This window comes from Streptomyces sp. NPDC052016 (genome assembly GCF_044548445.1).
Lineage (GTDB): Bacteria > Actinomycetota > Actinomycetes > Streptomycetales > Streptomycetaceae > Streptomyces.
The window spans coordinates 49,377-68,312 of the sequence record NZ_JBIUBX010000037.1 but is presented as its reverse complement, the minus strand read 5'-3'; the positions used below and the strand labels follow the sequence as shown (position 1 = coordinate 68,312).

At 74.8% G+C, this 18,936-nt stretch carries 16 protein-coding genes and 1 tRNA gene; 9 read left to right on the top strand and 8 right to left on the bottom strand.

What is annotated here, in order from left to right; genetic code table 11:
- Positions 1 to 41 precede the first annotated feature (41 nt).
- A complete protein-coding gene (locus ACIHAR_RS35930; RefSeq protein WP_400023419.1) occupies positions 42 to 659 on the top strand; it encodes a LytR C-terminal domain-containing protein in 618 nt (205 codons plus the stop codon).
- A gap of 103 nt (positions 660 to 762) precedes the next feature.
- On the opposite strand, the gene upp is transcribed toward ACIHAR_RS35930, so the two are convergent.
- Positions 763 to 1,398: a uracil phosphoribosyltransferase gene (gene upp / locus ACIHAR_RS35925; RefSeq protein ID WP_365465645.1), complete on the bottom strand. Its 636-nt coding sequence runs from the start codon at positions 1,396 to 1,398 to the stop codon at positions 763 to 765.
- 137 nt (positions 1,399 to 1,535) lie between these two features.
- Here upp and ACIHAR_RS35920 point away from each other — a divergent pair, with 137 nt between their 5' ends.
- The 6 genes from ACIHAR_RS35920 (at position 1,536) to ACIHAR_RS35895 (ending at position 4,516) form a co-directional block, all read left to right on the top strand.
- Positions 1,536 to 1,730 carry a hypothetical protein gene (locus ACIHAR_RS35920; RefSeq protein ID WP_365465642.1) on the top strand — a complete coding sequence of 65 codons (195 nt, stop codon included), beginning with the start codon at positions 1,536 to 1,538 and terminating at the stop codon, positions 1,728 to 1,730.
- Positions 1,731 to 2,044: 314 nt separating this feature from the next.
- Positions 2,045 to 2,572: a hypothetical protein gene (locus tag ACIHAR_RS35915; RefSeq protein ID WP_400023417.1), complete on the top strand. Its 528-nt coding sequence runs from the start codon at positions 2,045 to 2,047 to the stop codon at positions 2,570 to 2,572.
- Between the two features lie 65 nt (positions 2,573 to 2,637).
- Positions 2,638 to 3,111 (top strand): tRNA adenosine(34) deaminase TadA, encoded by a 474-nt coding sequence (tadA, locus tag ACIHAR_RS35910; RefSeq protein ID WP_365465639.1) that lies wholly within the window; start codon positions 2,638 to 2,640, stop codon positions 3,109 to 3,111.
- Positions 3,112 to 3,179: 68 nt separating this feature from the next.
- Positions 3,180 to 3,264, top strand: a tRNA-Ser gene (locus ACIHAR_RS35905).
- A gap of 189 nt (positions 3,265 to 3,453) precedes the next feature.
- Entirely contained in the window at positions 3,454 to 4,230 is a 777-nt protein-coding gene (locus ACIHAR_RS35900; protein WP_400023406.1) for a hypothetical protein, read from the top strand.
- A 130-nt stretch (positions 4,231 to 4,360) separates the two neighbouring features.
- Positions 4,361 to 4,516, top strand: a complete 156-nt coding sequence (locus tag ACIHAR_RS35895; RefSeq protein WP_365465634.1) for a hypothetical protein — start codon at positions 4,361 to 4,363, stop codon at positions 4,514 to 4,516.
- A gap of 309 nt (positions 4,517 to 4,825) precedes the next feature.
- On the opposite strand, the gene ACIHAR_RS35890 is transcribed toward ACIHAR_RS35895, so the two are convergent.
- Positions 4,826 to 8,209: an AfsR/SARP family transcriptional regulator gene (locus ACIHAR_RS35890; RefSeq protein ID WP_400023403.1), complete on the bottom strand. Its 3,384-nt coding sequence runs from the start codon at positions 8,207 to 8,209 to the stop codon at positions 4,826 to 4,828.
- A gap of 243 nt (positions 8,210 to 8,452) precedes the next feature.
- Here ACIHAR_RS35890 and ACIHAR_RS35885 point away from each other — a divergent pair, with 243 nt between their 5' ends.
- Together ACIHAR_RS35885 and ACIHAR_RS35880 are read left to right on the top strand one after the other, a co-directional pair.
- Positions 8,453 to 9,862: an NB-ARC domain-containing protein gene (locus ACIHAR_RS35885; protein WP_400023401.1), complete on the top strand. Its 1,410-nt coding sequence runs from the start codon at positions 8,453 to 8,455 to the stop codon at positions 9,860 to 9,862.
- Between the two features lie 16 nt (positions 9,863 to 9,878).
- Positions 9,879 to 11,567: a DUF885 domain-containing protein gene (locus ACIHAR_RS35880; protein ID WP_400023400.1), complete on the top strand. Its 1,689-nt coding sequence runs from the start codon at positions 9,879 to 9,881 to the stop codon at positions 11,565 to 11,567.
- An 82-nt stretch (positions 11,568 to 11,649) separates the two neighbouring features.
- Here ACIHAR_RS35880 and ACIHAR_RS35875 read toward each other — a convergent pair whose 3' ends face one another.
- The 6 genes from ACIHAR_RS35875 to ACIHAR_RS35850 form a co-directional block, all read right to left on the bottom strand.
- Positions 11,650 to 12,486 (bottom strand): isocitrate lyase/phosphoenolpyruvate mutase family protein, encoded by an 837-nt coding sequence (locus tag ACIHAR_RS35875; protein ID WP_400023399.1) that lies wholly within the window; start codon positions 12,484 to 12,486, stop codon positions 11,650 to 11,652.
- 94 nt (positions 12,487 to 12,580) lie between these two features.
- On the bottom strand, positions 12,581 to 13,570 hold the full coding sequence (locus ACIHAR_RS35870; protein WP_365465619.1) for an MmcQ/YjbR family DNA-binding protein: 990 nt from the start codon (positions 13,568 to 13,570) through the stop codon (positions 12,581 to 12,583).
- A 31-nt stretch (positions 13,571 to 13,601) separates the two neighbouring features.
- Positions 13,602 to 14,864 (bottom strand): ATP-grasp domain-containing protein, encoded by a 1,263-nt coding sequence (locus ACIHAR_RS35865; protein WP_400023397.1) that lies wholly within the window; start codon positions 14,862 to 14,864, stop codon positions 13,602 to 13,604.
- Between the two features lie 17 nt (positions 14,865 to 14,881).
- Positions 14,882 to 16,126 carry an ATP-grasp domain-containing protein gene (locus ACIHAR_RS35860; RefSeq protein WP_365465613.1) on the bottom strand — a complete coding sequence of 415 codons (1,245 nt, stop codon included), beginning with the start codon at positions 16,124 to 16,126 and terminating at the stop codon, positions 14,882 to 14,884.
- Positions 16,127 to 16,146: 20 nt separating this feature from the next.
- A complete protein-coding gene (locus ACIHAR_RS35855) occupies positions 16,147 to 17,268 on the bottom strand; it encodes an NAD(P)/FAD-dependent oxidoreductase (RefSeq protein WP_400023395.1) in 1,122 nt (373 codons plus the stop codon).
- 63 nt (positions 17,269 to 17,331) lie between these two features.
- Entirely contained in the window at positions 17,332 to 18,936 is a 1,605-nt protein-coding gene (locus ACIHAR_RS35850; protein ID WP_400023394.1) for a class I tRNA ligase family protein, read from the bottom strand.

Sequence of the window (18,936 nt, the reverse complement as noted above, 5' to 3'; positions counted from 1 at the left end):
GCCACTACGCTGCGCTCATGAGCATGCTGACTCCCCCCGGCATGGGCGGCAAGTACCGGATCACGGGGGACAAGTACCCCCGGATGCGCCCTCCCCGGCGGCGAGCACGACTGGTCGTCGTCACGGTCGGCTGCGCGGCCGTGATCGGGGTGGCCGGCTGGGGAACGCTGCAGCTCATCGACGTCTTCACCGGCGGTGGGGGCAAGGCCTCGGCGGGCGGGTCCAAGGCGTCCTGCACGGCCAGGTCGAGCCCGGCGGCCACCGCCTCCCCGGCCGCGCTGCCCCGGCCCGCGCAGATCACCGTGAACGTCTTCAACGCCACCACCCGCAGCGGCCTCGCCAAGACCACCGCGGACGAGCTGGCGAAGCGCGGCTTCCGCATCGGGGAGGTGGGCAACGCGAGCAAGCAGTACGACAAGAAGGTCACCGGCACCGGCGTGCTGCTCGGCCCGGCGTCCTCCCTGAACACCTCGCTGCCCGTCCTCGCGACCCAGCTCACCACCGCCGAGCGCCGTACGGACGCCGCCCGCACGGGCGCCGCGATCGATCTGATCATCGGCGACGGCTTCAAGGCGCTGACCAGCCCGGCGGACGCCACCAAGGCGCTGACCACCCTGACGGCACCACAGCCGACGGCGTCGGCGAAGAAGGGCTGTTAGGGCCTGACGTCGTACGGATCCCGCCGTTGGCGGGTCCGCACGCGCGGCCGCCCCGGGGCCGGCCCCGAACGGGGAGTCAGGCCCCGGCGCAACGCCGGACCGCCTACTCGGCCGCCCCGTACAGGCGGTCGCCCGCGTCGCCCAGGCCCGGGACGATGTAGCCGTGCTCGTTGAGGTGGTCGTCGACCGCTGCCGTGACCACCGTGACCGGGGTGCCCGCCAGCTCCCGCTCCATGATCTCCACGCCCTCCGGAGCGGCGAGCAGCACCACCGCGGTGACGTCGTCCGCGCCGCGCCTGATCAGCTCGCGGATCGCCGCGACCAGCGTGCCACCGGTGGCCAGCATCGGGTCGAGGACGTACACCTGCCGGCCGGACAGGTCTTCCGGCATGCGCGTGGCGTACGTGGAGGCCTCCAGCGTCTGCTCGTTGCGGATCATGCCCAGGAAGCCCACCTCGGCGGTCGGCAGCAGCCGCACCATGCCGTCCAGCATGCCGAGGCCGGCCCGCAGGATCGGCACCACCAGCGGGCGCGGGTGGGAGAGCTTGACGCCGGTGGTCCCGGCGACCGGCGTGGTGATGTCGACCTGCTCGGTGCGCACGTCACGCGTGGCCTCGTAGGCCAGCAGGGTGACCAGCTCGTCGGCGAGACGGCGGAAGGTCGCGGAGTCCGTGCGCCGGTCGCGCAGCGTGGTGAGTTTGTGGGCGACCAGGGGGTGGTCGACGACGTGGAGACGCATGTCCACAACAGTAACCGGGCCGAACCTGCCCGGTGTCCGCACACACAGTGACCCTTTCCCCCTCGATTGGGCCGTTCGCTGGCATCAATCCCCCCGTCGGAGGGAAGGTGGTGAGGACGGACCGGGGTGGTGGACCTATGGCTGACCTGCCTGACCGCGAGGCGAGCGATGCGGACGAGGTACAGGAGACCGAAGCCGAGCGCCGTCGGCGACGCGCCCAGTTCCTGCGCGAACTCGCCGAGGCCCGGGAGCTGCGCGACCGCGTCCAGCCGCGCCGGGCGAAGACGGCGCGCCTGCGACACGCGATGCGTATGCGCACGTTCCGCTGGTAGCCGCCCGCCCGTTGCCGCCACGGGAAAGATCGCCGTCGTCACGGGCGTTGCGGGGGGTGGGCGTGCGTGGACACACGGGAAAGCCGCGTACGATCCGCAGGTGGCGGCAACGAGTGCGCTGGTGGGTTGCTGGCGGACGGACGCACTGGCCCGCGATCAAAACTGCCGGACACAGGGAGCGGAAGACGTCCCCTGAACGCCTTGTTTCTGCCACGATTCCGAGTGGGTGGGGCTCGGAGCACAGCTCTCTCCGCCCGTAACCTCCGCCGGGGGGACCCCCAACCGGCACGCCTATGACCAGTGGGAGAGTCACGGTGTACTTCGCCGCACTGCTCGCGCGCACCGAAGACGGGTGGGAAGCGAGCGACACAGAGCTCGACGATGTGGAGACCCTGTCGGATCTGGCCGACCTGGCCCGGGAAGCCTCTCCCGACGAGGACACGGTGCTCGTGCTGATCGAGCAGGAGGACTCGTGGTTCGGCGTGGTCCGCGTCGACGGCGAGGACGACCCTCGCATCTTCGTCTCGGACGCCGCCGCTGCCGCCCGCAGCTCGTACGGCGAGATCCTGCTCACCGACGAACTGCTCGGCCGGGACGCGGACGCCGAGGACGACCTCGACTCCCTCGACCTCGACGGCACCGAGGACGGCGAGGACGACGACGCCGACGAGGACGACGGCTCCGCCGCCGCCGAGGCCGTGCCGCACGGCCCGGTCGGTGACCCCGCCATCCTCGACGACCTCGGCGTCGGCGAGAAGGAGCTGAAGTCGCTGTCGACGGACGCGCTCACCGAGATCGCCGAGGCCCTGGGCGCCTCGGAGGTCCTGGAGACCGTCCGCTGACCGCACCCGACCCGGGTCGGACCGCCGAGGCGCCCGACCCCGTACGCGACCGCTGGCGGGCCGCGATGCGGCTCGCCCTGGAAGAAGCCGTCCAGGCCGGCCGGGGCGGCGACGTCCCCGTCGGCGCCGTCGTGCTGGCCGCCGACGGCACGACGGTCCTCGCGACCGGCCACAACGAGCGCGAGGCCGGCGGCGACCCGACGGCCCACGCGGAGATCCTCGCCCTGCGAAGGGCCGCCGCGCGGCTGAGGGACACGGCGGCGACCGGCGCGGCCGGCGGACGGCCGGCGGGCGAGTGGCGGCTGACCGGCTGCACACTCGTCGTCACGCTGGAGCCCTGCACGATGTGCGCGGGCGCCCTCGTCCAGTCCCGGGTGGACCGCGTGGTCTACGGCGCCCGCGACGACAAGGCGGGAGCGGCCGGCTCCCTCTGGGACGTCGTCCGCGACCGCAGGCTCAACCACCGGCCCGAGGTGATCGAGGGCGTCCTCGCGGGCGCCTGCGCGCAGCTGCTCACCGAGTTCTTCCGCTCCCGCTGAGGTCTCGCCGGGAACCCCGCCGGAAACGGATTTCGGAGCAGCGCCCGGCGTGCTGTAAGGTCTCCCTCGGTAGCGTGTCCGAGCGGCCGAAGGAGCTCGCCTCGAAAGCGAGTGTGGCGCAAGTCACCGAGGGTTCAAATCCCTCCGCTACCGCTGACAACACCCCCTGAACCGTGGAGACACGGTTCAGGGGGTGTTCTGCGTTCCGGAGGCCGGCGCCCGCCCGGTGGCCTGGGAACGGGCCGGGAGGTGAACAGGAAGCGGCGGCGGGAGCCTGGCGGCGTTCGAGCGGATCGGCGGGAGAGAGAAGCCGTGGCGAGCGTTGCGCAAAGGATGCTGTTGGTGGCGCCCGGGGAGGAGCTCGTGCGGTCGGCCGTGACCGCCGGGTTCGACCTGTGGGTGGTGGTGGAGCCGCGGGACGCGCTGCCGGCGACGGTGCCTCTGGACCGGTTGTTCGTCGCCGGACCGGACGCGGTCGCCGACGGGACCCTGCACGGCCTGCTGACCGGGCTCGTGCGGCGGTACGGGATCGGGCAGGTCGTGTGCGGGCCGGGGGCCGGCGACGGTGTCCGGGGCGTCGTACGGCGGGTGCGGCGGGAGCGGGACGGGGTGCTGTGGCGGGACCCGGCCGCCGAGCGGCTGAAGGATCCCGTGGCGTTGCGGCGGCTGCTGCTCGGGGGTTCCTGGCCGCCGGTGCGGTCCGAGGAGGCCGGCGTCGTCGGCCGGGCCAGGGCCGCCGCCGAACGTATCGGGCTGCCCGTCGTCATCAAGTCCCGTGACGGCACGGGGGACTGGGGCGAACCCGTCGTCGTGCGGGACCCGGAGGCGCTCGCCCTGTGGGCCAAGGGCGCGGTCGACGGCCCCCACCTCGTCGAGGAACTGCTCCCGGGGCCCCGCTACCGGGTGGAGACCCTCTCGCTGGGCGCGATGCACCACGTGCTGAGCGTGGTGCGGGAGGGCTCCGGTCCGCCCGAGGCGCCCGAGGAGGTGCCCCGGGTGCGCTCCTGCGTACGGGAACTGCTCGACCTCGCCGGCTTCTCCGAGGGGGCGCTGCGGACCGACACCGTGCTCACCCCGGACGGGCCGCGGATCGCGGGATGCGCCGACGGAGGGCTCTGAGCAGCGGTAACGGTTCCCGGGCGGGTGGGAACGAGAAGGGACCGGATCGGGAACCGCCGCCGGAAACATCGCCGATGTCGAGAGCGGGCAGCACTGCCGGCCACCGCAACCACCCCTGGGGGACGGGAACATGCGCAAGAACGCAGCGGCACTGATCGGGATGTTCGCGGCACTGGCAATGGCGCTCGGACTGGGCTCGGCGGCGGCCCTCACGGACGCGCCGGCCGCGACCCCCGCGCACCAGGTGCTCGCCAGCGACGTCGGTCCGCACACGGTGAAGCCGTAACGCGCCCCGCGACACACCAAGGACGCCCCGCCCGGTCACCCGGGCGGGGCGTCCTCGCGTCGCGGGGGTTCTCCTTCCGCGGGCCTCTTGTCCTGGGACAGGGGTTCTCCGGTCGCGGGCCTCTGTCCTGGCGGGGGTTCTCCGGTCGCGGGCCTCTGTCCTGGCGGGGGTTCTCCGGTCGCGGGTCTTCTCCCTGGGCGGGGGTTCTCCTGTTGCGGGTCTTCTCCCTGGACGGGGATCCTCGGGGACGGCACTCGTCCTGGACGGGGGTTCTCCGGTCGAGGCGGTCGTCCCGGGGGACGAAAGCGCTCAGCGTTCCGTCGGTGGCCGGTCCAGGCCCAGCCGGGCCAGCAGGTCGACGGCGGCCGCCCGGTGGCTGCTCGCCGCCGGGTCGCCGAGCTCCCGCGCCGCGCTCGCCATGCCCGACAGGGCGTGCCACTCCTCCGCGCCCAGCCTGGCCTCCGTGGTGCTGCGGAGGGCCTGCTCGTGCAGGGCGCGGGCCGTGTCGTACGCGCCGGCGTGGAAGTGGAAGCGGGCGACGACGTTCTGGGTCTTGGCGCGGCGCAGCGGGGCGTCCGTCTCGGCGGCGAGGGCGAGGGCCCGGGCGGCGAAGCCGTGGCCGGCCCCGGTGTCGCCGAGGAGCTGGGCGACCCGGGCGGACAGGGCGAGCAACAGGGCCGTGTCCCCCGTCGGGACCCGTTCGTCGCACAGCGCGCGGGCCCGGGCCAGGCTGTCCCCGGCGGCGGTCGCGTCGCCCAGGCCGACCTCGGCGAAGGCGAGGTCCGTCAGGGAGGTCACCTGGTTGTTGAGGTAGCCGAGGCGCAGGGAGATCCCGGCGGCCTCCCGGGCGGCCTCGGCCGCGTCGGCGTGACGGCCCAGCTCCTCGTAGACCGTGCTGAGGGTGCACAGGACGTCCGCCTGGTTGCGTTCGGCGCCCAGTTCCCGGGCCAGGGACAACGAGCGGCGCAGGTGGAACAGGGCGGGTTCATAGCCCGCGCGGGTGGCGTGCAGGATGCCGAGGACGCTGTCGGCGTGCGCCTCGGTGAGGCGGTTGCCGGCCTGGACGGCCACCTCGCGGGCCTCCGTGACCGTGTCGATGCCCTCCTCCAGCAGGCCCAGCTTCCAGCAGGCCACGCCCAGGTTCGACAGGGTGCTGCTGAGCAGCCACAGGTCGCCGGTGCGGCGGGCGGCGGCCGTGGCGGTGCGGGCGACGTCCGCGTACTCGGCGAAGTGGCCGCGGGCGTTGAGGTGGAAGACCAGGTTGCGGGCGAGCACGGCGGTGTGGCGGTCGAGTCCGCGCCCGTAGGCCAGTCCGGTCGCCGCGATCAGGCCCTCGTGCTCCAGGACGAACCAGCGGCGGGCGGCGGCCGCGTCGGCCAGCGGGGGCAGTTCCCCCTCGTACGGCGTGAGCTCCGCCGGGTGCTGCTTGCGGCCCGGGAAGAGGACCTGGCAGGCGGCCTCGGTGGCCGACACGTAGTAGCCGAGGAGGCGTTCGGTGACGGCCGCCGTCTCCTCCTCGGAGGTGGGCAGCTCACGGGCGAAACTGCGCACCAGGTCGTGGAAGGTGTACTGGCCGATGTCGGGCTGCTGGAGCAGATGGACGTCCAGGAGGTGCTCCAGGAGGTCCTCCGCGTCGAACAGGTCCAGGCCCAGCAGGGCGGCCGCGGTGTGCGGGTCGATGCGCGCGCCCGGATGCATCGCCAGCAGCCGGAACGCGGTGCGGTGCCGCTCGGTCATGGCCAGGTAGGACAGGCGCAGGGTGGCGGCGACGCCCCGCTCGCCGGACGTGAGCTCGACCATCCGGCGGGTCTCGTCCCGCAGCCGGTCGACCAGGTAGGCCAGGGTCCAGCGGGGCCGGTTGCGCAGCCGGGCGGTGGCGATGCGCAGGGCCAGCGGCAGATGGCCGCAGCGTTCGGTGAGTTCCGCGGCCGCCTCGGGCTCGGCGGCGACCCGGTCGGCGCCCAGCGTCTCGGCGACCAGCTCGGCGCTGTCCTCGGGGGGCAGCAGGCCGAGGGAGAGCCAGGAGGCGCCGTCGAGGTCGACCAGGCGGGCCCGGCTGGTGATCAGCACCAGGCAGCCGGGGGCGGAGGTCATCAGCGGGCGCAGCTGGGCGGCGTCGACGGCGTTGTCCAGCAGGAGCAGCAGCCGGCGGCCGGCCAGGGAGGAACGCCACAGCGCGGCGCGGCTCTGCAGGTCCGTCGGGATGCGCTCGCCCGGGGTGCCGAGCATGCGCAGCAGGACGTCCAGCGCGCTCTCGGGCCGCATCGGCTCCTCGCCGGGCGTGAAGCCGCGCAGGTCCAGGTGGAGCTGGCCGTCGGGGTAGTCGCCGGCGAGCTGGTGTGCGGCGCGGACGGCGAGGGAGGTCTTGCCGGTCCCGCCCATGCCGTCGATGGCGACGATCCGGGAGCGGTGCTCGCGGGTGGGTGCGGTGGCCAGTTCGACGATGCGGGTGAGCTCACCGCGCCGGCCGGTGAAGTCGGAGAGGTCGTAGGGGAGAGTGCAGGGGGCCTCCGGCGGGAGCGGGGTGGGTGTGCCGGCGGACGCTTCGACGGCCGCCGCGGGGGTGGTCCCGGCGCCGCCCGCCGCCCCGGCGCCGTCGGCCGTCTCGGCGGAGCCGCGCGGCCCGGCGCCTCCCTCCGCCCCGGGCGACCCGACGGCCCCGACGCCGGCGCCGTGCACGTCACTCGCGGCACTTAAAACGGCACCGGCGCCACCAACTCCAGCACCCCCGCTGCCCGGCAGCGCCCCGGACGCGGGACCCGCCGCCCCGCCGCCCGCGTCCCCGGTCCCCCGCAGTGACGGTTCTGCAGAGGTGGGGACCGGTGCCGGATGCAGGTCGGGGCTGTCCCGCAGGATGTCCTCGTACAGCCTGGCCAGGCGGGGGCCGGGGTCGACCCCGAGTTCCTCCACCAGCAGCGCGCGGACCCGTCCGTACTCCTCCAGCGCCTCCGCCTGTCTGCCCGCGCGGTACAGGGCGAGCATGAGCTGGCCGCGGAGGGTCTCGCGCAGCGGGTGCGCGGCGACGAGGTCCCGCAGGTCGGCGACGAGCGTGTGGCCTTCTCCGCGCGTCAACCGCAGGCCGAGCAGCTGTTCGGCCGCGGTGATCCGGCGTTCCTCCAGGACCGCGGCGGCCGCGTCGATCACCGCCCCGCCGGCCCCGGCCAGGACGGGCCCGCGCCACAGGGCGAGCGCCGCCGTCAGTTCCCGTACGGCGTCCGGGACGCGGCCGGCGGACTCGGCGGCCGCGGCGGCGCGCAGGTGGGCGCCGAACTCCAGCAGGTCGAGGCGGACGCCGGCGAGCGCGGCCCGGTAGCCGGGGCCGTCGGTGACGATGACCTCGCTGCCGTCGGGGATGCGCCGGCGCAGGTCGGCGACGGCCTTGCGGACCTGGTGGCCGGCCGTGGCCGGCGGGTTCTCCTCCCAGGCCGCCTCCACGAGCCGGGGCACCGGGACGAGCCGGCCGGGTTCGAGCAGCAGCATCGCCAGGACGCGTTCCTGGATGGCCCCGCCCAGCCGCAGTCTGGTCCCCTCCGACCAGCCCTCCAGCGGGCCGAGCAGCAGGAAGCAGCGTCCCTGTGCGGGATGCGCGGGGTCCTCACGGGCGCCCTCCGCGCCCGGGACCCCCGGCAGCGGGAGGAACGGGCCGCTGTCCGCGACTCTGCCCCCGCCGTTCCCCACGTCCGTGACCACCATTCGGCTCCCCCCGCCCCCTGTGTCCCGTCCCTCTGCCGGGGATCCGGGCCAGCCGGATCATAAACGCTCGGCAACGCTCGGCAAAGAGAACGGTACGGGGAGCTACCGACGCCGCGGGAAGCGTTCGCGGTACCGCACCGGGAGGGGATCGGGAACGGCCCGCCGGAACCTGCGGGGGCAGGCAGCAGACGGCGGAGACCCGCGGCGAACCCGCGGCGAACCGCCACCGAACCCCCAAGGAGCATGAGCGTGGGCAGACCGGAGAAGCCGCTGGCACAGGACGCCGGACCGGCCACCGCCTTCGCCCGGGAGCTGCGCCGGCTCCGGGCCGCCGCGGGCTCGCCCAGTTACCGGGAGCTGGCGAGGCGGGCGCTGTTCTCCGCCTCGGTGCTCTCGGACGCGGCGGCCGGCTACCGGCTGCCGACCCTTCAGGTGGCGCTCGCCTTCGCCGAGGCGTGCGGCGGCGAGCGGGCGGTCTGGGAGCGGCGCTGGCGGGAGGCCGCGTGCGCGGCGGGCGACGAGGAGCGGCCGGCCGCCCAGGCCGTGCACCGGGTGCAGGAGACACAGCTGCGGGCGGCCGCCGTACGGGCGCTTCCGCCGACGCCGGCCCAGCTGCCCATGGAGTCGCGCCCGCCGGCCGGCCGGACCCGGCAGTTGAGCCGGGCGCGGGTGCTGACCGCCCTGTCCGACGGTCCCGTCCCGCCGCTGCTGGTCCACGGCCAGACCGGTGTCGGCAAGTCGGCGTTCGCCCTGCGCCTGGCCCGCGAGCTGGCGGCCGACCTGCCGGACGGGCAGCTGTACGTGAACCTCGACCCGGCCGCCGACGGGCGCAAGGACGCGGCCGGCATCGCGGGCAACCTGCTGCGGGCGCTCGGGCTCGCGCCGGAGCACGTCCCCGACGACCCCGCGGCGCGCGTGGGCCTGTACCGGTCGGTGCTGCACGAGCGGCGGCTGCTGGTCGTCCTCGACGGTGTGCGCCAGGAACGCCAGGTCCGCGAGCTGCTGGTGGCCGCCCCGCACAGCCGGATCGTCCTGACGGCCCGCTCCCGGCTGCTCGGCCTGGACGGCGTACGGCGGCTGGCGCTGCCCGTCCTGGACCGGGACGAGTCGATGGAGCTCCTCGCCTCCGTCCTGGGCGCCGAGCGCCTCGCCTCCGCGCCGCGGGCGGGCCTGGTCCTCGCCGAGGCCTGCGGCGACCTGCCTCTCGCTCTCGCCCTGGCCGCCCGGCGCCTGGCCGCCCGCCCGGAGTCCCTGCTCGCCGAGGCGGTGGCCCAACTGGTCGCCGGGGACGACTTCCTCGCCCGCCTCCGGGTCGGCGACGAGAGCCTCACCGAGCGCTACGACGACGCCTACCGCCGGCTCACCCCGTGGGCCCGCCTGGTGCTGCGCCGGTTCGCGGCGACCCGGACCGCCCCTTCCGTGGACACGGTGGCCCACGAGTCCGTGACCGCGCTCGCCCGCTCGCTGGAACGGGCGGCCGAACCCGTCGAGGACCTCCTCGACACCCTCGTCGACGCCGGGCTCCTGGAGCGGACGGACGTGGCCGGGCAGTACGGGCTGCCGCCGCTGGTGCGGCAGTTCGCGCGGGCGCAGCCGGATCCGACGGCGCACGAAACCGATCCGGCACCGCACGGTGCCGTTCCCACGCCCTGACAGGAGATTCCCGAGGATGACCACCCCCACCACCGCCGCCCCTCCCTCCGGCCCGGCGGCCGCCACGACGCCGGTCGCCGCCCTCGCCGAGGAGGCCGTCGCCGTCATCGCCGCCGAGGATCCGCTCGACGACGCCCTCGAAGGGTGCCCGGAGATCGTCGGACGGCTCGCCGACCCGTCCGAGGAGGCGCAGTCCGCGTTGCGGGAGCGGGCGTCGCTGCTCGCCGCGCGGGCGGAGCGGACGCCGGTCGCGGACGCCGGTGAGGAGGTGACCCGGGCCGTGGTCGTCCAGCAGGCGCGGGCCGTCGCCGACCGGCTCGGGACCCGGCTGGTCGAGCACACCGTCGCCGACTACCAGACCTCACCGGTCGGCCGGCTGCTCGGCTCCCTGCCCGAGGTGCGTCCGGCGGGCGAGGAACAGGAGCGCGGGCACCTGGAGCGGCTCGCGGGCGTCCCCGAGTACCTCGCGCGGGCGGCCGAGCGGCATCGCGCGGGGCTTGCGGCCGGGCGGCTGCCGGTCGCCGAGCGGGTCCGTACGGCGGTCTCCCGGCTCGACGCCTACCTCTCCGACCCGGACGGCGACCCGCTGCGCGCCGTACCGCTCGGGGAGCGGCACCACGCCGAGCGGGACCGGCTGATCGACGAGCGGGTGCGGCCGGCGTTCGCCGCCTACCGGGACGTACTCGCCCGTGAACTCGCGCCGCGGGGGCGGCCGCGGGAGCGGCCCGGGCTGTGCCACCTGCCGGACGGCGAGGAGCACTACGCCACCCTCGCCCGCGTGCACACCACCACCGACCGCTCCCCCAAGGAGCTGCACGACGTCGGTGTGGAGCTGCTGGCCCGCCTGGAGGAGGAGTACGGGCGGCTCGGGGCGCAGGCGTTCGGGGGCTCGCCGACCGCCGCCGAGGTGCGTGAACGGCTGCGGTCGGACGTGCGGTTGCGGTGGAGCGGCGCCGGGGAGATGCTCTCCGCCGCGCGGACGGCCATCACCCGGGCCGAGCTGGCCGCGCCCCGGCGGTTCGGGCGGCTGCCGGCGGCCGCGTGCGTGCTGGACGGCAGGGAGGTGCCGGGGGCGCCGCAGGCCTGGTACATGCCGGCCGCCCTGGACGGGTCACGGCCGGGCACCTACCACGCCAACACCGAGCGGGCGACGGAGCGTTCGCGGGTGCTCGCCGAGGCCACCGCCTTCCACGAGGCCGTGCCCGGCCACCATGTGCAGCTCTCCCTCGCACAGGAGCTGACCGGGCTGCCCCGGCTGCGGCGCATCGCCTGGATCAACGCCTACATCGAGGGCTGGGGCCTGTACGCGGAGCGCCTCGCCGACGAGATGGGCCTGTACTCGGGGCCGCTGGCCCGGCTCGGCATGCTCGCGATGGACTCGCTGCGGGCCGCCCGGCTGGTCGTCGACACCGGGCTGCACCACTTCGGCTGGGGCCGGGAGCGTGCCGTCGGCTTCCTGCGCGAGCACACCATCCTCGCCGACGTCGAGATCCAGAACGAGACCGACCGCTACATCGAGTGGCCCGGACAGGCCCTGTCGTACATGACGGGACGCCTGGAGATCCAGCGCCTGCGCTCCCGGGCCGCGCGGGAGCTGGGCCCCGCCTTCGACATCCGCGCCTTCCACGACCTGGTGCTCGGCCACGGCTCGCTCCCGCTGGACGTGCTGGACCGGGTGGTCGCGCACTGGACGACGGCCCGCTGAGCGTCCACGGATGGGAGGGGGCCGGTCACCGGCCCCCTCTTTCCGCTGCCCTCGCCCGGTTGCGGGGGACGTCGCGCTGTCCTCAGCCGCTGAACAGGCCGTTCATCTGGAAGAAGTCCAGCGAGCCGTCCAGCTCGTCGTACGTGCCCGTGCTCAGCAGTTCCAGGGTGGCGCGGCGGGCCGCCGTGTACGCGGCCTGGGCCACGCCCGTGCCGACGCTGACGCGGCGGACGCCCGCCTTGGCCAGGTCGGTGACGCTCGGGCCGCCGGGGCCCGCCATGGCGTTGACGGGGAGGGGGGAGCGGGCGGACAGGTCGGCGAGGACGCCCAGGTCGAGCAGACCGGGGACGAAGACGCCGTCGGCGCCCGCCTCGGCGTAGGCGGCGGCGCGGGCGAGGACGTCGTCCAGCCGGCCGGACTCCTCGCCGATGCCGAACAGGTACACGTCCGTACGGGCGTTGATCACCAGCTCGGGCAGGCCCGCCTCGGTGGCGGCGGCGCGGGCGGCGGCGATGCGCTCGGCCTGCTGCTCGGGCGTGAACAGCGGGCCTCCGGCCGCCCTGGAGTCCTCCAGGTTGATGCCGACGGCACCGGCGGCGACCACCGCGGCGACCGTCTGCGCGACCTCGGCCGGGGCCGCTCCGTAGCCGCCCTCGACGTCCACCGTCACCGGGACGTCCACGGCGGCGACGATGCGCGCGGCGGCGGCGAGCATCTCGTCGCGGGTGGCCTGCTGGCCGTCGCCCCTGCCGAGGGACCAGGCGACACCGCCGCTGGTCGTGGCGATGGCCGGGGCGCCGGCGGCGGCGATCACGGCGGCGCTGCCCGCGTCCCAGGCGTTCGGCAGCACGAGGACGGTGTCGCCGGCGAGGGCGCGCAGCCGCTGGGCCTTGTCCTTGGTGCTCTGGTCAACTGTCATGGTTTTCGGTGCCTTTCACAGTGCGGGCCGTGCGAACGATGGTCACACGCGTGCGGGGGGAGGGGGTCGGGATTCGGACGGGACGGGCGCTGGGTCAGCGGCCCGTGCGGCGGGTGATCGTCACGTACAGGTGTTCGTCGAGGACCTTCGGCAGGGTGACGGCGGGACGGCCGAGGTCGGCGACCAGCGCGTCGGCGTCCAGCCCGCTCTCGGCGAGGACCGCCCGTGCCCAGGCCCGGCCGGTGCGCAGGTGGCGGGCGAAGGCGGCGCCGTCGCGGGCGCCGTAGAGCTCGCCGGCGATGGCCGCGTCCCAGGGCATGACGGTGTGCGGCCGCAGCGCGTACAGCGCCTTCGCGGCGGCCGTCGGGCCGAGGGTGCGGGGGCGGGTCGGGGATGTGGCCGGGAGGTGCGCGAGGTCGTCGTAGGCCTTGGCCAGGGCGTCGATCTCGGGGTCGGTCAGGTCCGCGAGGTGGGTGCCGGGGAGGGGGTGTGCGGCGGTCCAGGCGGCGAGGCCGTCCCCGAGGACGTACGGCTCGCCCTCGCGGGGGTAGGGAAGCCTGCATCCCCAGGAGTTGAGCCAGCGGTGCAGGGCCGCGCGGTGGCCGGGGTCGGTGAGGTCCGGTCCCGGCGCGGTCAGCTCGCGCAGCTCCAGCCAGGTGCGGTCGACGCCCGGATAGGCGGCGAACACCTCGGCCGACGCGCGCAGTCGCGCCAGCGGGAGCGGCGGGGGCGGGGGCTCGGGGGCGGGGCCGAGGTGGGCGCGGGCGACCCTCGCGGGCACGCACATGCGCCACGCCTCGGTGACCAGTTCCGTCAGTTCGGGCAGGTCCAGGGCGCTCAGGGAGGCCTGGGCCCAGTTGTACCGGAGGTCGGACGCGCGGGGCATCGAGAACTTCTCCGGCTCCGAGGCCACCAGGGCCGCGCGCTCCTCCTTCGGGAAGGCGAAGCCCAGGGTGGTCTCGTCGCGGGACAGCGCGAGGTACACGATCCGGCCGATGCGGAACTTCACCCGGTCCCGGATCAGGTGCTCCTCGGTGCGCGGCAGCGCGAGCGCCAGACGCCGTACGTCCTCGACGGTGGCCATGTCGTCCCTCCTGTGGGCCAAGGTACGCGGGTCATCCCCGCGCCGGCCGGACCTTCACCTCGACCGTCTCCAGCGCCCGTACGGCGGCCGCGTGCGCCTCGGCCCCGGTGGCGGCCTCCGTGACGGCCGACCCGATGCGGTCCCAGGAACTGCGCAGCTCGCGCACCTCGGCACCGGGCTCCGCGGTCACCGAGCAGAGCTGGACGCCGGGCAGCTCCCGGGCCTCCTCGACGCCCGCGACGGACTCGACGACCCCGGCCTCCCCGGTGTGCAGGAAGCGGATCGCGGCGGCGCCGGGGGCCTTCGCCGGGAGCTGGACGGGCAGCGGTTCGCCCTTCATCAGGGTCCAGAAGGCGCGGACCAGGTCGATGCGGTAGGCGCGGTCGATGAGGTCGACGATGCCGTCGCCCGGGAAGCGGCCCGCGCACTCGACCAGGTAGGGGCGGCCGTCCTCGACGATCCACTCGCAGTGGGCGATGCCGGTGCCGAAGCCGACCGACCGCAACAGGCGCTCGGTCTCGGAGCGCAGCAGGGCGTCCAGCTCGCCGGGGATGTCGGCGGGGACCAGATGGCCCAGCTCGACCGGGCGGGTGCCGGGGTAGAGGTCCTTGCCGGTGACGTTGCCGAAGAGGACCCGGCCGCGCTCGAGAAGCAGTTCCACGCTGTACTCGCGGCCCCGCACGCACCGCTCGACGAGCATTCGCAGCTCGATGCCGCGGTCGGGGACCATCACCCCCTCGTCCATGGCGGTGGTCTCCGCCCAGGCCTCGTCGATCTCGTCGGCGGAGGCGAGGATGCGGGTGCCGAGGGCGGCCTGGCGGTTGGCCGGCTTGAGGACGGCCGGGCCGGGGTGGGCGGCCATGAAGGCGCGCACCTCGTCGGGCGAGGTGACCTCCACCGACTCGGGGTTGAGGATGCCGGCGGAGGCGCTGACCTTGCGCAGCAGGGCCTTGTCGCGCAGGATCCGCAGGGCGCCGTAGCCGCCGGTGGGCAGGCCGTAGCGCTCGGCGAGACGGGCGGCGAACGGGGTGGCGTACTCCTGGAGCGGGGCGACGGCGACCGGGTCCAGGTCGGGGTGGGCGTTGTAGAACGCGTCGGCGGCGCCTTCGAGTTGGTACTCCCAGGCGATCAGCTCGCGGACCACGGCGGCCTCGTCGGCCTTCGGCCGCAGCTCCCGCTTGCGGATGACGTCGGGTTCGTCGACGACGATCACGGAGCCCTCGGGCTGGAATTCGGCCAGCGAGGTCACCGCCACCGGCACGAAGCCGACCATGATCACGGGGCGTTCGGTCATGTCAGTCACTCCTGGGTTCAGATCAGGTCGGCGCGGACCTGGGCGGCGAGTTCCTCGGCGGTGGACATCGCGTCCTCGAAGGACGTGCCGGTCACGCCGAGGAAGCCGAGGATGCTGTTGCCCTCCGGCGGGCGGCGGACCCGGTCGCCGGGCTTGGCGGTGACCTTGAGGAAGAACAGGTCATCACGGCCGGTGACCTCGTCGGGGACGTGGACGTCCGCGATCTCGCCGGAGGACGGCGGCAGCAGGCACATCGCTGCGGTGTGGACGCCGGTCGGCGTGTAGTGGGCCACCCGCGGGCGGACTCCGCGGGCCACGTCGGCGACGGCGGCGATCGGGTCGTAGCCGGCGGAGATGCGGGCCATGTGGTCCAGGCCGCCGCCCCCGGGGCGCACGGCGATCTCCACGATGTGCGGGCGGCCCTCGTGGAAGCGGATCTCGGCGTGCATCACGCTGCGGACCAGCCCCTGGGCGCGGGCGCCGGCGGCGACGACCTCGTGCACGGCCTCCACCTGCCGCGGGGTGAGCGCGGTGGGGGCGTGGTGGACGTCGTCGTCGAAGGTGTCGCCCTCGGCGGTGACCCGGTCGACGATCGAGCCGAGGTACACCTCGCCGTCCCAGGCCAGGGCCTCGATGAGGAACTCGTCGCCGTCGAGGAAGGACTCCACCAGCAGCCCGTGCGGGCCGAGGTCGAGGCCGTCGGCCTCCATGGCGTACCAGGACAGCTCGGTCAGGCCCTGGGCGGCCTGGGCGTAGCGCTCGCGCAGCTCGCGCTCGTCGTCGGCGCGGAAGACGTAGTTGGAGGCGGCGCCCAGGGTGGGCTTCACGATCACCGGGTAGCCGAACTCCGCGGCGGCGGCCAGGGCCTGGCTCTCGTCGGTGACGAAGCGGAAGGACGGGTGGGCGGCGGCGCCGCGCTCGTGGGCCTCGCGCATCAGCAGCTTGTTGCGGCTGGCGCGGGCGGCCTCCACGCCGATGCCGGGCAGGCCGAGGGCCTCGGCGACGGCGGCGACCGCGAGGACCCCGGACTCGGAGAACGTGAAGACGCCCTCGAACCGCTCCTCGGCGTGCCACTCCTTGGCCGCGGCGATCAGGTCCTCCACGGCCCGCGAGCCCGCGACGCGGTAGCGGTCGGCGGGCCAGAAGTCCTCCGTGCCCTCGCCGTTGAGCACGTACAGGTCGGCGCCCAGGCCGACGACCTGTTCGTAGCGGGAGACGTAGTAGGTGGCGTTCTGCCGGGCTTCGATCGCCAGGAGCTTCATGGCGTTCCTTTCAACGGAGGTCAGAGGGAGGCGTCGAGGGGTGCGGTGTCCAGGGCCGCCAGGCCGGTGGGCGCGGGGACGCGGCCGAGGACGCGGTCGGCGAGGGTGCGGGCGATCAGCGGCGCGAACTTGAAGGAGGAGCCCCCGCAGGCCGCGTAGGCGTGCGCGGCGCCCCCGAGGGAGACCACGAGCGGGCCCCCGGTCTCGGCGTACGACAGGTAGTAGCAGTCCTTGCTGCCGAGCACCCAGGCCGGGGAGAAGCCCGGCAGCAGGTCGCCGAACTCGGCCGCCAGCTCGTGCTGGTACTCCTCGGGCGTGCGGTGGTCGGTGATGTCGTCGGCCTCGCGGCACAGCGCGGCCGAGGTCACCTTGAGCGCGGTACCGGCGACCGGCGGGATCAGCCAGGCACCCCGCCGGGTGCCGAGCGCCGGGATCGCCGGGGTCGCCGCCCAGGCCTCCGCCTGTTCCCCGGGCACCCGGCAGTACAGCAGCGACTGCCGGTGCAGGGTGAGCGTCTTGGCCACCCGCTCGGGCAGCAGTCCCCGTGCCCACGGCCCCACGGCGACCAGGACGCCGTCGGCGTCGAGGACCCGCCCGTCCGCGAGCCGGACCCGCCCGCGCTCCCCGTCTACCGCCACCACCGGCCGGTGCGCGACGAGGTCGATGCCGGGCCGCCACTTCAGCCAGCCCACGCAGGCGGCGAGCACCCTCTCGGCGAGCAGCACCCCGGCATCCTCCTCCAGGACGCCGGCCAGGGCCCCGTCGAGGGAGAGGTGCGGGTACCGGTCGGCGAGCGCGGCCGCGGTGAGCGTGCGCGCGTGACCGCCGGCTCCGGTGAGGAGGAGCGCGCCCTCGTCCGCCGCGGCGGGCGGCAGCACGGTGAGCGCGCCGACCCGCTCGTAGAAGCGGGTGGCGAGCAGTTCCTCCAGGTCCAGCCAGTGCCGGTGGGCGCTGAGCGCGGCCGCGGTGCTGCGCGGGTCGGCCGGGTGCAGGGCCCGCAGGATGCGGTGCTGGTCGAAAGAGGTGGCCCGGCTGTACGGGATGGGCCCCTGGTCGACGACCGTGACCCGGTGTCCGCCGAGGGCGCATTCCACGGCGGTCAGCAGGGCGATCACACCGCCGCCCACCACGGTGACACGCATCGGGCACCTCCTTTCGCTGGTCGGGTTCGGATACGGAGTCGGTCGCGGGTCGGCGCCGACGGGTCAGCCGAGCGTCGGGATCGTGAACGGCCTGGTCGTCCGCTCCTCGGGCGCCACGGCGAAGGAGCCGTCGAAACCGCCCTCCGCACGGGCCCGTTCGGCCAGGTCGATGAGGACCGGGGAGGCCGCGGCCAGCAGGGTCCGCACCTCCGCGAACAGGTCGCCGAGCTCGGCGGCGGACTCCTCCCGGCCGGCCGGGGACGGCGCGTCCAGCAGGGCCTCGGTCCGGCCCAGGAGACGCTCGGTGTGCAGCGGGATCAGGTCGGCCGTGCGGCTGAGGCTGTAGCCGGTGAGCCGGTAGCCCGACGCGAACCGCTCGGCCATCGCCGCCCGGCGGGCGTTCGCCGCCTCCGACACCGGCAGGTCCTGGCCCTGGAGCCCGAGTTCGGCGACCGCCTTGTCGAGCAGGCCGGCCAGCCGGTTCCACGGCTCGACCAGCCGCTCGCCGGTGATCTTCTCCAGGGCGGCCCGGGAGAAGTTGGTGCGGGAGTGCTCCGGGGCGGTGAGGGCCAGGTAGAAGCGGACGAGGTCGCGGGGGACCTCGCGGACCAGGTCGCGGGTCCACACCACGTGGCCCTTGCTGGTGGAGAACTTCTCGTTCTCCAGCTCGTAGAACTCGTTGCAGACGATCGCGTCCGGGACGACGTACCGGCCCTCGTGGGCGAGGAGCAGCGTCAGGTGGGTCAGGCCCCAGAAGTAGGCGTTGTCGAAGCCGAGGAAGTAGACGAGCCGGATGTCGCTCTCCGCGAGCCACAGCTCGTCGTCGGAGGCCGGCCGCTCACCGTGGGCGCGCTGGGCCTCCGCGGTGCAGTACATGGAGGCCGGCATGCCCTCGGCCCACGCGTTGAGGACCTGTCCCGGCGTCTCCGGGAACGGCGCGGGGATGCCCCAGCCCGTCGGATAGGTGATCGGGAAGTCCGGCAGCGGGCGGGCCAGCAGCTCCCGCATCAGCTGCACGATGTGCGGCCGCCAGGTGGACTGCTTGGCCTCGTGGAAGGCGGTGAGCTGCTCGCGGTACTCCTCCAGCGGCAGGACGAGGATCTCGGCCTCGCGGTACGTCACCTCGGCCGTCGGGTCGACCGTGGAGCGCGGGTCGGTCAGCTCGGTGAAGTTGTTGGGGTGTCCGCAGCCCTCGCACAGCCCGCCCCGGCTGACCGCCAGGCAGACCGGGCAGCCGCCGCTGACCAGGCCCTCCATCAGGAACTCGCCGGTGGCCTCCACGTACGGCAACCGCACCGTGCGGAGCCTGAATCTGCCGGCCGCGTGCAGCCGGCTCAGGAAGTCCAGGGCCATCGCGCGGTAGCCGTCGTCGAAGGGGGCGAAGGCGTCGACGGAGACGCCCATCAGGCCGAGCGTCTCGCGGATCTCGTGCCAGGACTTCTCGGCGAGCGCCTGCGCGGTGGTGCCGAGCTTGGCCGCGCTGGAGACGACATACGTCTGGCTGTCGTCCGTGCCGGTCGTGTACAGCACCGGCTGCCCGGTGGCCCGCAGGTAGCGGGCGTGGACGTCGGCCGCCATGTACGGGCCGGCGATGTGGCCGACGTGCAGGTCGCCGTTGGGGGTGGGGGGCGGGCCGATGATGACGGTGCGGCGCGTGTCCTCGCTCAC